Raw genomic sequence first — 13,562 nt, 5'->3', positions numbered from 1 at the left:
CCATTACCTCGTATCGTACTTTTTGGGGTCAAAGACCCGCTCAGTGTTCAGCAGAGATGTGGCCGCCCGGCTGTGGCAGATGGCGATGGCCAGGGCGTCGGCGGCATCGTCAGGCCGCGGGATCTCCTTCATGTTGAGAAGCCGCTGGGTCATGAGCATGACCTGCCGCTTGTCCGCCCCTCCGTAGCCAGCGACAGCTTGTTTCACCTGCATAGGGGTGTACTCAAAGACGGGCACGCCCAGCTTCTCCGCGGCCAGCAAAATAACTCCCCGTCCATGGGCTACGGCAATGCCAGTGGTAATATTTTTGGTAAAAAACAGTTCCTCCACGGCCATCTCGTCCGGATGAAAGGTGTGGATCAGCTCCTCCATATCGTCAGATATCTGACAAAGGCGGCGGGACAGAGGGAGCCCCGGCGGTGTGGTGATGACACCATATTGGAGCAGAGCGTTCCTGCCCCGATCAGCCCGAATGAGGCCAAAGCCAATGGTAGCGACCCCAGGGTCGATGCCTAAGACGACCATAATTCCCTCCGTGTCCATATCAATACATTGTAATGATAACATACTTTTGTTAGAATTGGAAGTTGGAAATAAACTTTGTTTTTATAGGTGGTCGTCACAGGACTTCAGGGGCTTGCGATCTATCCGTCTAAAAATATTTCTTAAGGCGGTGACATTTGGCCTTCCAGAGTTGAGTTATGGTAGAAAGGAGGTTTTGCCGATGGACGCTAAACCACTGCGCACGGGCGGCCAAGTGGAGGATATCCTGGTCCGCTATCAAAATACGGTATACGGTCTGGCTCTGGCTAGGACCGGCAGCCGAGCAGACGCAGAGGATGTATTTCAGGAGGTCTTTCTCGCTTACTTCCAATCAAACAAAGCTTTTCGAGATGAGGAACATCAAAAGGCATGGCTGCTTCGGACCACGATCAATTTCTGCCGGCGGGTCACCTCCTCCAGTTGGAGGAAAAGGACGGTCCCTCTTTCCCAGCGGGAAGACAGGCCTCTTCCCTTCCAGTCCGCGGAAGAAAACTCCGTGTGGCAGGCTGTGATGGAGCTGGAGGAGTCCCTCCGTGTCCCCATCTACCTCTTTTATTTTCAGGGGCTGACCACACAGGAAATCGCCCGCGCTCTGTCTATCCGTCCTGGTGCGGTCCGAATGCGGTTGTCCCGTGGTCGGGAGAGGCTGCGCCAGACTCTGAAAGGAGATTATTTCGATGAATAAGAATCTGTTTTGCTCCATGCAGAGAAAACTGATACCCAGCCAACAGGCAGTGGACCAACTGAAAGAGCGGCTTGTCCAATCCGCTCCCGCCGGACGGCAGCCCATCCCCTGGAAGTATGGGGCGCTGGCTGCCTGCGCCGCTTTATTGATCGCCGCGTATCCCATTTATCACACACTCTCCCCCACACTTCATCCTGTGTTGGATGGTGGTCAGGGCGGATATGGCACCTATGAGATAGCCAACGAGGATGCCTATGGCGAAATCGGGACAGAGCTGCCCCGGCTTAACATCTGGGATACCCAGGCACCATCCCAAGCCAGCGCGCACAGCTACGCCGCTGGAGAGGGGGTAAACCGAGAGGTTACTCAGTCCGACTTGGAGACCCTGCTGGGCGGCTTTATTCCCCAGGTATTGGGGTGGGAGGGGTTTGACCAGCTCTCCGGTATGTTAGCCTTCGGACCGGGGCACGGCGACCCCTTGGACACGCTGTTTTATGGTCACTTCTATGCCGACTGCGACTGGGGTAAGCTGACCCTAATGGTAGGAGGTCTAGGCACCAAGGTCTCTCCTGATGCCATTGGCCGCCCGGAGGGCTATCCGGGGGATGCCCTCACAGTCATCGAGGGTATCGAGGTCTTGGCAGCCCGATTCACCGATCTGGACGGCACAAACTATGGAGAGGTGTCCTTTACCACTAGGGACGGTTACAGCGTTTTTTACGCGGTAAACACTCCATCCCCGGAGCAGACGGAGGAACTTCTCGCCCGGCTGGTTCAGCTTGCGGTGTTGGAGGACGGCCTATCCCCTGAGGCTCTGGCCCCCGACCCTGACGCCTATGCCCAGGGCAGAGGAGAAACCGACCCCATGGAATCCAAAGACGCGGCCGCGCCGCCTCCTCTAGCCGGGGTATCTGCCTGGCAGAGTCAGCCTTGGTTCGGTGGATACTATTATGACAATGACACTGGCCGGTACGTCATCGTGCAGGTAGAGGGTCAGCCGCTCCCTGACCTGGACTTCGGAAACGCCGTCTTTGTCCCTGGAAAATATTCTTACACCTGCCTCAGCGGGCTGATGGACCAGCTCAACGAGCTTGTCCGTACTGACCCAGTGTGCAAGGCTGTCATGTCTGGCTGGTGGATCAATGAGATCGACAACCGTATCGACCTGACCATCACAGAGGAAGATCCCCATCTGCTGGCCATTCTGGCCCAGCTGGACCCGGAGGGGGACGCTGTCCAGGTCTCTCTGGGCGGTTTTGCTGCTACAGACGAGGATGTGTCCGTATCCTATCAGGTCCTTCCCAGCGACCTTCCAGGCAGCCTACGAGACGGAGATCCGGCAGGCTGCCCCACTTCGGAGGAACCAATGGCCATCGAACCTACCGAGCCACAGGACGGTGGGGAAGTCAGTCAGCCGGCCCGTGAGGATTTAGCGCAGGAGCCCTTCTGTAATCAGACTGCCTCCTCCTACTCCGGCAGCATACCTTCAGGCGCACGGGCGGCGAATACCGGGTCCTATGAGCCCCAGGCTTGACAATCCCTTTCGGGCGAGATACCATGAATACAGCTTATGAGAAAAGGAGCGTGTCGATATGGACGCCCAACGGTGTATTTTGACCCGGCGCAGCGTGCGCCAGTTTGCTGACCGGCCGGTCAGCCGCGAGCTGCTGGAGAAAGTCGTTTCTCTGGCCTCCTATGCCCCAAGCTGGAAAAACACTCAGATCAGCCGCTATATCGCCATCGAGGATCCGGCCACACGGGAAACCATCGCTTCGGAGTACTGTCTGCCAGGGGCTAACAACCCCACCATTATCCGTGCTTGTCCCCTGCTTGTGGCCCAGACCTTCGTGAAGGCACGCAGCGGCTATGAGCGGGACGGCAGCTTTACCACAGACCGAGAGGCCGGTTGGCAGTATTACGACTGCGGTATCGCAGCCCAGACCTTCTGCTTGGCCGCTCATGAATTAGGGCTAGGTACCGTCATCATGGGAATCTTTGACCGGAAGAGGCTTCAAGCCTATCTAGAGGTGCCAGAGGATCAAGAGCTGATGGCCCTCATCGCGGTCGGCTGGCCAGGAGGGGCCGAGCTGACTGCTCCAAAGCGGAAGGACGTAGACATTCTGCTCTCCTATCGATAAATTGAGACAAAAAGCTCCCCAGTGCTAATTTAGCACCGGGGAGCTTTTTTTACCGTCTGCGATTTCCCAGGAAACGAAGGAGATATAAAAACAGGTTCAGGAAATCCAGATAAAGCTGCAAAGCGGAGAAGATAGACGCCTTGGCCAGCATGTCGGGATAGCTGGCATAATATTGATAGAAAGCCTTGATCTTCTGCGTGTCATAGGCGGTATAGGCCAGGAACACCGCGATGCCGAACAGGCAGGCCACCCGGTCGAACATTACCAGTCCAGGGATAAACATGGATAAAAGGCCAAAGGCGATGAGGAAAAGCAGCCCAAAAAACAGAAACGGCCGCAAATTGGACATGTCCCTGCGTGTCAAAAAGCCGTAGGCAGACAGGGCGCCAAAATAAAGCCCCGTGAGCAGGAAACTCCAAATGACTGACTCTATCTCATAGACAAACAGGTAGATGGAAAGTGTAAAACCAAACAGGACGGAGAACAGAACGAATATCAGAACAGCCGTGCTGACCCGCATCCGCTCGATCCTTCGAGCCATGGTAAAAGATAAAATCATTGTAGCCACCAGAGCCAGCAGATGGAGATAGGGGACAGAAACCAAAGCATAGATGGTGAAATAGGACATCCGGCAGGCCAGCGCCGTACCAAAGGTGATTAATAGGCCCAGCATCACCCACAGGAAGGTCTTGGCTGTATACTGACCAAGGGGCTCAACATAACCGCTTGCGTAGCTGCGGTCAAATTCATTGGGATCAAAACTCAATGGAAACACTCCTTTCAGGTCTCATGATCGCTGACATGGAATTGTTTTAAGTTGCCGATCTTGGTGCTGCGGCGATCCAGCTCCTCCATGACCGCCTCCAACGGGATATCCTGTTGGACCATCATAACAGTCAGATGATAGAGAAGATCGGAAATCTCCCCCACCGTTTCCTCCTGCCTGCCGTTCTTGGCGGCAATAATGGTTTCCGAACACTCCTCCCCTACTTTTTTCAATATCTTATCCAGGCCCTTTTCTAACAAATAGCAGGTGTAAGAACCCTCTTGCGGTTGCGCTCTCCGGCTCTCTATCACCCGGTATAGCTGGGCCAAAGTATCATTCATCCTTATCGCTCCCATCCTAGGACAGTTTTCCCTCATTGAAAAAGGATACACTGTGTTTTTATTATATCTCGATTTCCCGGAAAAAGCAACTGTGTGCTCCGGTGTGGCAGGTAGGTCCATCTGGAATGCACAGGTAAAGCAGGGTATCGGTGTCACAGTCTGTCATAATGCGCTTCACATGGAGAAAGTTGCCGGAAGTGCTCCCCTTGTTCCAGAGCTCCTGCCGGCTTCGGCTCCAGAACCAAGCCGTCCCCGTTTCCAGTGTCAGCTCCACCGCTTTTCTATTCGTGAAACCCAGCATCAGGACATCCTTGGTGTCCACATGCTGAATAATCACCGGAATCAGCTCTGACTTTTGAAAAAGGAGGTCTAAATCAAACATATCCATCACCTCACCGGGATATTCTTGCCCCGGAGAAAATCCTTGACCTGGGGCACCGTCAGCTCGCCAAAATGAAACAGGGAAGCCGCCAGGGCCGCGTCGCAGCCTGTTTCCTGGAAAACCTGAGCAAAATGCTCCAGAGTGCCGCAGCCGCCGGAGGCGATCACCGGGATCGATACCGCCTGAGTGACCGCACGGGTCATTTCCAGGTCAAAGCCGGCCTTGGTGCCGTCCGCATCCATGGATGTAAGGAGGATCTCCCCCGCGCCCAGAGCTTCCCCCTGTTGAGCCCACTCCACAGCGTCCAGGCCAGTCGGAGTCCGGCCTCCGGCGGTGACCACCTCAAAGGTGCCGTCGGTCCGCTTGCGGGCATCGATGGCCAAAACGACACATTGGGAGCCAAAGCGTTCCGCGGCTCTGGAAATCAGAGTCGGGTCCTCAACCGCAGCCGAATTCACAGATATCTTATCCGCTCCCGCCCGGAGCAGACGCTGGAAATCCTCCAGCGTGCGGATCCCGCCGCCAACGGTCAGCGGAACAAAGACCTGGCTGGCTGTGCGCTCCACCACATCAGCCACCGTATCCCTTTTGTCGCTGGTGGCAGTGATGTCCAAAAAGACGATCTCGTCCGCCCCCTGATCCGAGTAAAATTTGGCCAGCGCCACCGGATCGCCCGCGTCCCGGATGTTGACAAAGTTGACTCCCTTCACCACCCGTCCGTCACTGACATCGAGGCAGGGAATGATTCGTTTGGCTAACATGACAGTCCCTCCAAAAATCGATTGATGGCCCTCTGGTCGTTCAGAACCACCGTCTTGTGGGGATACCGCAAGGCAACCGCTCTATAAAAAGCTCGGTTCCGCCCCTTCCACAGCAGCCAGGCAAGGAATTCCGGGTCCAACTTTTCCAGGCAACCTTCCGCCATATCCTCCCGAGTGCGGCCGTGGTAGATAACATATCTTTTGACCGACCTTACCAGACAGGAAAAGCGGTTCAAAAGTAGGATTATAACACAGTCCGCCTCTTCCAGTCTTCGTTCTTGGAGAAAGGCACTATAATTTCCATCTATAACCCAGCTCTCTTGGGACATAAACTGTTCCACCTGGGACAGGGCTTCTCCCCTGTCCCGTTCTATCCATCCAGCCTCAAACTGCACCTGGTCCAGATGAAGGACAGGACAGCCGTACCGCTTCCCCAACTCCCGGGATAACGTGGACTTTCCGGCCCCGCTGTATCCCAGGACCGCAATCTTCATTCCTGTGTGCCTCCGTCCGCCACCGCCCGCGCCAGATCAATCGTTCCGGCGTAGTACGCCTTGCCAATGATAGCGCCGTACAGTCCCATGGCGGCTAGTACACGGATATCTCCGTTATTCGATACGCCGCCGGAGGCCACGATATGGCAACCGACGGTCCTCTGCAGCTCCTCCAGTCTTCCAAAGTTGGGGCCGGACAGAGTCCCATCTGTCTCAATATCTGTAAAGATGATCGTCCTTACACCGAGCTTCTCCATGGACCGCGCAAATTCCAGGTAATCCAGGCCAGAGTCCTCTACCCAGCCGGCGGTCTTGACCCGTCCGTCTTTGGTATCGACGCCCACCGCGATCTTATCTCCCCATCGTTTCACAGCGTCGGATACCAGTTGGGGATGGGTGACAGCGGCGGAACCGATGACGGCCCGAGATACGCCCAGGTCAAAGACCTCCTCCAGATCCGACATAGAGCGGATTCCCCCGCCCAGTTCGACATGAAGCCCCACATCTGACACCGCTTGGACGATCTCTCCATTTTTTCTGGTTCCATCTCTGGCTCCATCCAAATCCACAATATGGACCCAGCGAGTTCCAGCGCGCAAAAAGGCCCGTGCCGTCTCCACCGGATCTCTTGCCACCTGGTGGACTGTATCAAAATCCCCCTTGTAGAGTCGGACAACCTTTCTGTCTTTCAAATCGATGGCGGGAAGTATCTGCATAGGACCGCTCCTCCTTTGATTCAGATAAAAGCGGGACGGGGCCACTCGTCCCGCCCCAGCTTATTTAGCCATTCCCAAACACATAGCCGTAAAAATCATTCTCTATGACCAACGCTGTGCTGTCCAGCTTATATTGTACTAGCTTCTTCATGGCGGACACATAGTCCTCCTGTTCCTCTGCGGTCATGGAGACTCCCGCAGCCGGGGTAAAGGTACTGGTATAGCGGTCATAGAACCCCCGATCTGACCTCCAGCACTTGGAGGAAAAGACCACCAATCCCTCGTTGTCTGACAGAATATCGCTTCCGTCCAGCATCCGTGAGTCGTACTCCAGCCCCAGAAGATTGGACACCGTAGGCAGGATATCCACCTGGCAGCACACCTTATCTACCTCTACAGGCTCCTCCATGCTGGCCGACCACAGGATCAGGGAATTTCTGTATACGTCAAAATTGATGTTGCCCTCCTTCAGATACTCCAGGTCCTCTGAGCTTCCAAAGGATTCACCCGCCAGCTCCTCCAGTGTCGCTACATCGAAGTAAGGGATATGGTCGGGGGCAGCAACAATCAAGGTAGAGTCCAGCTTGCCCGCCTCCTCCAGCCGCTGGATGAGATACTCCAAAGCCCGATCCACTTCAATCACGGTGGCCACATAGTTCTTGGTGGTATCGCTGTAAGGCAACGGGTCCACAAGATCTCTGTACTGATTGGCCACACGGTTGTTGGAGTATGGCATGTGGCCGCTGATGGTCAGATAGTACACATGGAAGGGCGCCTCGCTATTGAGATAGTTGTCGATGCTGGCTTGGATCATATACTTGTCCCGCTGGGGCCACAGCAGCTTGCCGCTTTCGGACAGCTCCAAATTGTCAAAGCCCATGCCGAACTGTCGCCAATCGTAGCCCAGGTTAGGATGAGACTTCTCCCGGTTATACATATTGGAGTTGGGGTGATAGCCCTGGACCAGGTATCCCTCCCGTCCCAACTGCTGGGCCAGGGAGAAGTACAGGTTGGTCCCCAGGTCCCCGGTCCGGGGCAGGGTGGCCGGATTCCCGTTTTTCGGGTATAGTCCTAGCAAGTTCTGACACTCGCCGCCGGAGGTGCTGGTAAAATGGAGGGCGGTATAGAAGTTGTTGAATACAAAGCCCTCGTGGGTCAGCTTATAGAGTGTAGGGGTCAGCTCCGGGTCAATAGCGTAGCCAGAGAAACCTTCCAGTGTCAGGAAAATCACGTTATAGCCCTCGAACATCCCGGTATATTCATTCTTTCTGGTGGGAGTCACGCTGTTGAAATAGTTGGCTAACCACTGGATGTCCTGATTCGTAGCCGTTTCCGCAATTTGGGACAGGTCCACATCCATCACGTTGGGTGATGTGTCGATGACCGGCTCCGGGTCCTCTAGATTCTGGGAGGAGCCGCCCTCTTCCGAGGAGGAACTGCCTCCCAAGTCGCCCAGACCACTAAAGTCCGCGTCTAATGTGTTGTCCGCCGGGAAAAAGAGGTGCTTCACATCCAGTCTCAGCGATGTCAACATACCGAGCTGCTCTACTTGGTCATCCATATTGGTGTCCATGCGGTACAGCTGCTTCGGAGTCAAATCCCCCTTCCAGGGCAGATGGACCATACCCAGGCCAAGCAGATGAAAAATTACCGCCCCGGCCAACACTACCCCGGAAAAACGGATATCAAATCGTCCAAAGCCCAGTAGGCGCCCCCCAAAGGCGATGATCAAAATCGCCGGAAGGAAAAGCAGAAAAATGATGGGAATGGAGCGCACTAGGGTAGATACGATCACGTCGGCGTAGTCAATGAGCCGATTTCCCGCCGCCATTTTCACAGCGCTGAACCCATAATAAGTGGTCAAAATCTTTTTTGCGATAATCTCCACCACATAAATCAGAGAAAACAGGAACGCCAGCACTTTGGTGATAATACAGTTGGCCAGCCGAGAGAACGGCAGGGTAAATGCGGCCACAAAAAGGCCTCCCGCCAGGCTGAACACCAGATAAATAGGCAAGTACCCTAAATAATTGCCCATATAAATATGAAGCACCAGCTCCAAATAGAGGATCTGGAGGGGAAAGAACATCACTCGCCCCAAAGTCTGCCCAGAGCCGGACCCTGTTCGGCTAGACCGGCGCTCCTGATAAATGCGTTTACCACTGTAAGGACGGGACATGGGAAATTACCCCCTGGAAATTCAATAGGTTCAGCGGGTTAAACCCGCAAAATTTTGTAAGATAGCCAGCCCGGTCTCTCCGCTCTTTTCCGGGTGGAACTGACAGCCAAAAAAGTTCCCGTTTTGGACGGCGGCAATCACAGGGACCCCATATTGGGACACAGCACTAACCTGGTCTGGATCTGTGTGCTGTGCGGAGAAGGAATGGACAAAATATACATAGCTGCCCTCATCTACCCCTTCAAACAACGGGGATCGATTAGGAAATGTCAGGCTGTTCCAGCCGATATGGGGCAGTTTTTCTTCCGTGGGGATCCTGGCACAGACTCCTTTTATGACACCCAGACCTGGGCAGGGTCTGACCTCCTCTCCCCTGTCCAACAGCAGCTGCATTCCAAGGCAGATCCCCAGCACAGGCTTTTTACGGCCCTGTTTCACCACAGACTGATCCAAGCCTGTGGCCCTTAGTTTGTCTGCCGCATCCGGAAAGGCACCCACTCCAGGCAGGACGATGGCCTGAGCCAGCTCCAACTCGTCCGGGTCTCCGGTAATTTTCGTTTCTATTCCCAGATAGGCAAAGGCGTTGGATACGCTTTTCAGGTTGCCTACACCATAATCTACAACAGCGATATAGCTCATAACTAGTCTCTCTCCCGGCTTACAGCAGCCCCTTAGTGGACACCACCTGAGCCCCTTCCACTCTGATGGCCTCTTTGACGGCCAGTCCCAAGGACTTGAACAGCCCTTCTGTGATATGGTGGGCATTGGACCCGTAATGGCACTTCTGGTGCAGTGTCAGCCCACCGTTCATCGCTAAGGCACGCATAAACTCGACCGTCAAACAGGAGTCGTAGCCACCGATCATCCCCTGGGGTATCTCCGCGTCAAAAACCAGGAAGGGCCGGTTAGAAAAATCCAGGGCGGTAAAGCACAGGGCTTCATCCATGGGAACAAAGGCAGCGCCAAAACGCCGGATGCCCGTTTTTTCCCCAAGCGCCTGCTTCAGTGCCTGGCCCAAGACGATCCCCGTGTCCTCTACCGTGTGGTGTCCATCCACATGAAGGTCGCCCTCTACCTCCAGTTCCAAACCCCAGCCGGCATAGAAGGCCAGGGCGGTGAGCATATGATCAAAAAAGCCGATTCTTGTTTTTATTTCAATTTTTCCGCCTTCTAAGGTCAACTTGACCTGTATATTTGTCTCCTTTGTCACACGGGAAATTTCAGCCGTCCGCACAGCACGACCCCTCCCTCTATGTTCTATTCTGATTCGCTTCTCGGGACTTTGTCCCGGCAGTTTTTTAGTCAAGAAGATTAAGTGTAGTAGCGGATGTCTATCCACCGCGGTTTTACCCCCGCCTAATCTCAGGCTCCCCTTCCTCAAACCTCACACGGATCGAGTTGGCATGGGCGGTAAGCTTTTCTGTCTGGGCCAACGTCATGATCTCAGAAGAAATAGGTGCCAGACTGGACCGGTCAAACTGAATAACACTCATTGTTTTCAAAAAGCTGTCAACGCTCAGTGGGGAGAAGAACCTGGCCGTCCCACTGGTAGGAAGCACATGGTCAGGTCCCGCCAGATAATCACCCAGGGGCTCCGGACTGTAGGCCCCCAGGAATACGGCTCCAGCGTTTTTGACGCGGGGCAGCAGCTCCCGTGGCTGGCAGGTCATGATCTCCAGGTGCTCCGGCGCGATTTCATTGGCCAGCTCCACACACCAGTCCAGATTCGGGCAGACGATGGCGCAGCCGAAATCCCGCAGAGACGCCTCCATGATCTCAGACCGCTCCAGATAGCCGGTCTGGCGGATGATCTCTCGGTCCACGCTTCGAGCTAACTCCATGCTGTCCGTCAACAGTACCGCGGATGCTAGTTTATCATGTTCCGCCTGACTTAGCAAGTCCGCCGCCACATATTTCCCATCGGCAGAACCGTCAGCAATAATCAACACCTCAGAGGGGCCGGCCACCATATCGATATCCAGCGTACCATAGGCCATCCGCTTTGCCGCGGCGACAAAGGCATTGCCAGGGCCCACCAGTTTATCCACCTTGGGAATAAAGCCGGCGCCATAGGTCAAAGCGGCCACAGCCTGGGCCCCACCCACAGCGATAACCCGGTCCACTCCGGCAATCTTGGCAGCAGCCAGAACGCCGTCATTCAGATTATCTGTAGGAGGAGTCACCATAATAATCTCCTCCACACCAGCCACCTTGGCGGGAATGGCGTTCATCAGTACGGAGCTGGGGTAGGCGGCTGTTCCACCGGGAACATAGATTCCAACCCTGGTCAGTCCCCGGACGATCCTCCCAACAGTCCCACCGTCCGGAGAGGTCCACTCCACTGTTTTGGTCAATAATCGCTGATTATAGTCACGGATATTGTCCGCCGCATGTTCCAGGGCAGATATCAACTCCGGCGGGCAGCTCTGATAGGCCTGTTCCAGCCTCTCATTAGGTACCTCATAGGGCATCCGGTGGTCAAACTCCCTGGTATATCGCTCTACTGCCGGCAGGCCTTCTTCCTTTACATTCTCCATAATGGAGGAGACAGCCAGTTCTATCGCTTTGTTCTTTTGGGCAGCCCGGGCCCGCATGGCCTCCAACTGCTCACGCTCTCGCCGTCCATCCGCTTCGATAATAGTAATCATAGCTCTTTCTCCAATCCAGTCTCACATTTGGCAATCAAATCGTTGATCTGACCCTTATAGAGCTTCATACTGGCCGTGTTGATGATAAGGCGGGCGGATACATCAGCCACTGTCTCAATGGGCTCCAGGCCGTTTGCCTTTAAGGTAGCCCCGGTCTCCACGATGTCCACGATGGCGTCAGTTAGGTCCAGGAGCGGGGCCAGCTCCACACTGCCCTCAATCTTGATGATATCTACATCCATCCCTTTCTTCTCAAAAAAGGCCCGTGTCACCTCAGGATATTTGGAGGCCACCCGGCGGGTCTTATACGTCCCATAAAAATCGCTGCCTGACTTCACTGCCAAAGCAAAGCGGCACCGTCCAAAGCCCAGGTCCAGGACCTCATAAAAGCTGCCGCCCTTCTCCAGAATGGTATCCTTTCCCACGATGCCCAGATCGCATACCCCATGCTCCACATAGGTAATAACGTCTGGAGCCTTGGCCAGCACGGCATCCAGTGGATAGTTAGGCAGCGAGTGGATAAGCCGGCGGCCCGGGTCCCGGATGGGTCCGCAATCCAGCCCGACCCGTTCAAACAGTTCCACAGACTGGTCCAGAAGCCGCCCCTTTGTGATTGCGATTCGCAGCCGTTCGCTCATACCAGCACTCTCCTCTCTCCGTCCTTATCAAAGACTAGCACCATCTCCGCCCCCTTCTCCCGTGCCATATTTCTGCTGGACTCCAAGGTACGGCAGGGGGACAGCTCACAGGTGCCGGCGGGGCGCCCGTCCACAGCCTCCAATGCCTGGGATAGGTAGCCGGGCTCATAATGGACCACCGCCCGAAGCTGGGGCAGCGCGGTCTCCGGCAGGGTACGGGCCACGGCATCCACATCCACCGCAAAGCCAGTGGCCTGGGCCTCACGGCCAAATATCTCTACCAGCGCGTCATACCGGCCGCCTGACAGTACCGCGTCACCGGCCCCCTCTACATAGCCCCGAAAAACGACACCAGTATAGTAGTCGATCTGGTGGACCATCCCAAGGTCAAAACGGACATACTGTCCGTATCCAGCGGCGGACAGCTCGTCATAGAGGGCATGGAGATAGTCCACCGCCTCTGTTTTCCCCGCCAGCCTCTCCGCTTCGGCCAGGACCTCTGTCCCGCCGAAGAGTCGGGACAGCCGCTCCAGCGCGGCACAAGCCGGGTTACCTCTATAAGGAGATAAAAAGGCGTTCAGTGCCGCAAAATTTTTTCCCTCTACCAGGGTGCGTATCTCCTCCTCCTGGCCATCGTCCAGGTCCAGACGGGCGGCCAGGTCCCGGAAAAAGCCGGCGTGTCCCAACTCCACATGGAAGCGGGGCGCTCCACAAGACCGCAGGGAGTCAATGGCGGTAACGATGATTTCCAGATCAGCTTTCAACCCTTTGGCTCCAATAAGCTCAACACCACACTGGGGAATCTCCCGGCTGCTGCCGTTGTGGGCAGGGTTGGCCCGGTAAACCTTCTGGTCGTAGTACAGCCTCTGGGGCAGCGCCATAGAGCGGAGCTTTGTGGCAGCCACACGGGCGATTGGAGTGGTTGAGTCTGGCCGCATCACACAAATTTTTCCACTTGGATCCCCGACTTTTAACATCCGCTCCTGGGGAATCGCACTGCCAGACAGCGCAAATAGATCATAGTACTCTGTTTCCGGTGTAGAAACCTCTAAGTAGCCTCGCTGCCGAAACAAGCGGATCAGACGGCTCTGGACTTGGCGGCGCTCCTGGCACTCCGAGAAAAGACGGTCCCTCGTTCCCTCTGGCGTATTGACTGTCAGCTTCATGGTATCGCTCCCTCTGTCTGGTGAGAAGCTTCCTTCTCAAATTCTTTACCACGCTAATATACTACTATACTAAAAATATGTCAAGAAAAATAAAAAGTAGGGCGC

At 55.2% G+C, this 13,562-nt stretch carries 16 protein-coding genes; 3 read left to right on the top strand and 13 right to left on the bottom strand.

Annotation, left to right across the window (positions count from 1 at the left end; all coding sequences use genetic code 11):
- Positions 1-3: 3 nt before the first annotated feature.
- Entirely contained in the window at positions 4-525 is a 522-nt protein-coding gene (gene ruvC, locus WKS99_RS08010; RefSeq protein WP_147572012.1) for a crossover junction endodeoxyribonuclease RuvC, read from the bottom strand.
- 199 nt (positions 526-724) lie between these two features.
- Here ruvC and WKS99_RS08005 point away from each other — a divergent pair, with 199 nt between their 5' ends.
- The 3 genes from WKS99_RS08005 to WKS99_RS07995 are packed head-to-tail and all read left to right on the top strand — an operon-like array spanning position 725 to position 3,366.
- The gene (locus WKS99_RS08005) at positions 725-1,228 is read left to right on the top strand and encodes an RNA polymerase sigma factor (RefSeq protein ID WP_147571749.1); all 504 of its coding nucleotides are present in this window, start codon (positions 725-727) and stop codon (positions 1,226-1,228) included.
- Positions 1,221-2,762, top strand: coding sequence for a hypothetical protein (locus WKS99_RS08000; protein ID WP_340405702.1), 1,542 nt, complete (start codon positions 1,221-1,223; stop codon positions 2,760-2,762). The genes WKS99_RS08005 and WKS99_RS08000 overlap by 8 nt, the downstream gene beginning before the upstream one ends.
- A 58-nt stretch (positions 2,763-2,820) precedes the next feature.
- The gene (locus WKS99_RS07995) at positions 2,821-3,366 is read left to right on the top strand and encodes a nitroreductase family protein (RefSeq protein ID WP_186852546.1); all 546 of its coding nucleotides are present in this window, start codon (positions 2,821-2,823) and stop codon (positions 3,364-3,366) included.
- Between the two features lie 49 nt (positions 3,367-3,415).
- Here WKS99_RS07995 and WKS99_RS07990 read toward each other — a convergent pair whose 3' ends face one another.
- From WKS99_RS07990 to hisZ, 12 genes are all read right to left on the bottom strand, one after another.
- On the bottom strand, positions 3,416-4,132 hold the full coding sequence (locus WKS99_RS07990; RefSeq protein WP_147571746.1) for a Bax inhibitor-1/YccA family protein: 717 nt from the start codon (positions 4,130-4,132) through the stop codon (positions 3,416-3,418).
- 14 nt (positions 4,133-4,146) lie between these two features.
- Positions 4,147-4,473: a phosphoribosyl-ATP diphosphatase gene (hisE, locus tag WKS99_RS07985; RefSeq protein WP_147571745.1), complete on the bottom strand. Its 327-nt coding sequence runs from the start codon at positions 4,471-4,473 to the stop codon at positions 4,147-4,149.
- Positions 4,474-4,534: 61 nt separating this feature from the next.
- Positions 4,535-4,855, bottom strand: coding sequence for a phosphoribosyl-AMP cyclohydrolase (hisI, locus tag WKS99_RS07980; RefSeq protein ID WP_147571744.1), 321 nt, complete (start codon positions 4,853-4,855; stop codon positions 4,535-4,537).
- A 5-nt stretch (positions 4,856-4,860) separates the two neighbouring features.
- Positions 4,861-5,616: an imidazole glycerol phosphate synthase subunit HisF gene (hisF, locus tag WKS99_RS07975; protein WP_340405701.1), complete on the bottom strand. Its 756-nt coding sequence runs from the start codon at positions 5,614-5,616 to the stop codon at positions 4,861-4,863.
- Positions 5,610-6,110, bottom strand: a complete 501-nt coding sequence (locus WKS99_RS07970) for a DNA topology modulation protein FlaR (protein WP_147571742.1) — start codon at positions 6,108-6,110, stop codon at positions 5,610-5,612. Before WKS99_RS07970 ends, hisF begins: the two co-directional genes overlap by 7 nt.
- The gene (gene hisA / locus WKS99_RS07965; RefSeq protein WP_147571741.1) at positions 6,107-6,826 is read right to left on the bottom strand and encodes a 1-(5-phosphoribosyl)-5-[(5-phosphoribosylamino)methylideneamino]imidazole-4-carboxamide isomerase; all 720 of its coding nucleotides are present in this window, start codon (positions 6,824-6,826) and stop codon (positions 6,107-6,109) included. The genes WKS99_RS07970 and hisA overlap by 4 nt, the downstream gene beginning before the upstream one ends.
- Before the next feature lie 64 nt (positions 6,827-6,890).
- Complete coding sequence (locus WKS99_RS07960) at positions 6,891-8,801, bottom strand: LTA synthase family protein (RefSeq protein ID WP_340405700.1); 1,911 nt, start codon at positions 8,799-8,801, stop codon at positions 6,891-6,893.
- A gap of 234 nt (positions 8,802-9,035) precedes the next feature.
- Positions 9,036-9,644 (bottom strand): imidazole glycerol phosphate synthase subunit HisH, encoded by a 609-nt coding sequence (hisH, locus tag WKS99_RS07955; protein WP_147571739.1) that lies wholly within the window; start codon positions 9,642-9,644, stop codon positions 9,036-9,038.
- 19 nt (positions 9,645-9,663) lie between these two features.
- Positions 9,664-10,239 (bottom strand): imidazoleglycerol-phosphate dehydratase HisB, encoded by a 576-nt coding sequence (gene hisB, locus WKS99_RS07950; RefSeq protein WP_340405699.1) that lies wholly within the window; start codon positions 10,237-10,239, stop codon positions 9,664-9,666.
- Positions 10,240-10,351: 112 nt separating this feature from the next.
- A complete protein-coding gene (gene hisD, locus WKS99_RS07945) occupies positions 10,352-11,653 on the bottom strand; it encodes a histidinol dehydrogenase (RefSeq protein ID WP_147571737.1) in 1,302 nt (433 codons plus the stop codon).
- Positions 11,650-12,291 (bottom strand): ATP phosphoribosyltransferase, encoded by a 642-nt coding sequence (gene hisG / locus WKS99_RS07940; protein WP_147571736.1) that lies wholly within the window; start codon positions 12,289-12,291, stop codon positions 11,650-11,652. Before hisG ends, hisD begins: the two co-directional genes overlap by 4 nt.
- Positions 12,288-13,457: an ATP phosphoribosyltransferase regulatory subunit gene (gene hisZ, locus WKS99_RS07935; protein ID WP_147571735.1), complete on the bottom strand. Its 1,170-nt coding sequence runs from the start codon at positions 13,455-13,457 to the stop codon at positions 12,288-12,290. Before hisZ ends, hisG begins: the two co-directional genes overlap by 4 nt.
- Between the last annotated feature and the right edge of the window lie 105 nt (positions 13,458-13,562).

Source organism: Flintibacter sp. HCN-6482, assembly GCF_037892565.1.
In the GTDB taxonomy this organism is placed as follows: domain Bacteria; phylum Bacillota; class Clostridia; order Oscillospirales; family Oscillospiraceae; genus Lawsonibacter; species Lawsonibacter aceti.
The sequence above is the reverse complement of the archived record's forward strand: the minus strand, read 5'-3'. Positions and strand labels throughout refer to the sequence as shown.

Bases quoted from the DNA above. Each gene is read 5' to 3' on its own strand.
- WKS99_RS07995 (WP_186852546.1), top strand. From the start codon at position 2,821: ATGGACGCCCAACGGTGTATTTTGACCCGGCGCAGCGTGCGCCAGTTT.
- hisZ (WP_147571735.1), bottom strand. From the start codon at position 13,457: ATGAAGCTGACAGTCAATACGCCAGAGGGAACGAGGGACCGTCTTTTC.
- hisG (WP_147571736.1), bottom strand. From the start codon at position 12,291: ATGAGCGAACGGCTGCGAATCGCAATCACAAAGGGGCGGCTTCTGGAC.
- hisA (WP_147571741.1), bottom strand. From the start codon at position 6,826: ATGCAGATACTTCCCGCCATCGATTTGAAAGACAGAAAGGTTGTCCGA.
- hisE (WP_147571745.1), bottom strand. From the start codon at position 4,473: ATGAATGATACTTTGGCCCAGCTATACCGGGTGATAGAGAGCCGGAGA.
- ruvC (WP_147572012.1), bottom strand. From the start codon at position 525: ATGGTCGTCTTAGGCATCGACCCTGGGGTCGCTACCATTGGCTTTGGC.
- hisD (WP_147571737.1), bottom strand. From the start codon at position 11,653: ATGATTACTATTATCGAAGCGGATGGACGGCGAGAGCGTGAGCAGTTG.
- WKS99_RS08005 (WP_147571749.1), top strand. From the start codon at position 725: ATGGACGCTAAACCACTGCGCACGGGCGGCCAAGTGGAGGATATCCTG.
- hisH (WP_147571739.1), bottom strand. From the start codon at position 9,644: ATGAGCTATATCGCTGTTGTAGATTATGGTGTAGGCAACCTGAAAAGC.
- WKS99_RS08000 (WP_340405702.1), top strand. From the start codon at position 1,221: ATGAATAAGAATCTGTTTTGCTCCATGCAGAGAAAACTGATACCCAGC.
- hisI (WP_147571744.1), bottom strand. From the start codon at position 4,855: ATGTTTGATTTAGACCTCCTTTTTCAAAAGTCAGAGCTGATTCCGGTG.
- WKS99_RS07970 (WP_147571742.1), bottom strand. From the start codon at position 6,110: ATGAAGATTGCGGTCCTGGGATACAGCGGGGCCGGAAAGTCCACGTTA.
- hisF (WP_340405701.1), bottom strand. From the start codon at position 5,616: ATGTTAGCCAAACGAATCATTCCCTGCCTCGATGTCAGTGACGGACGG.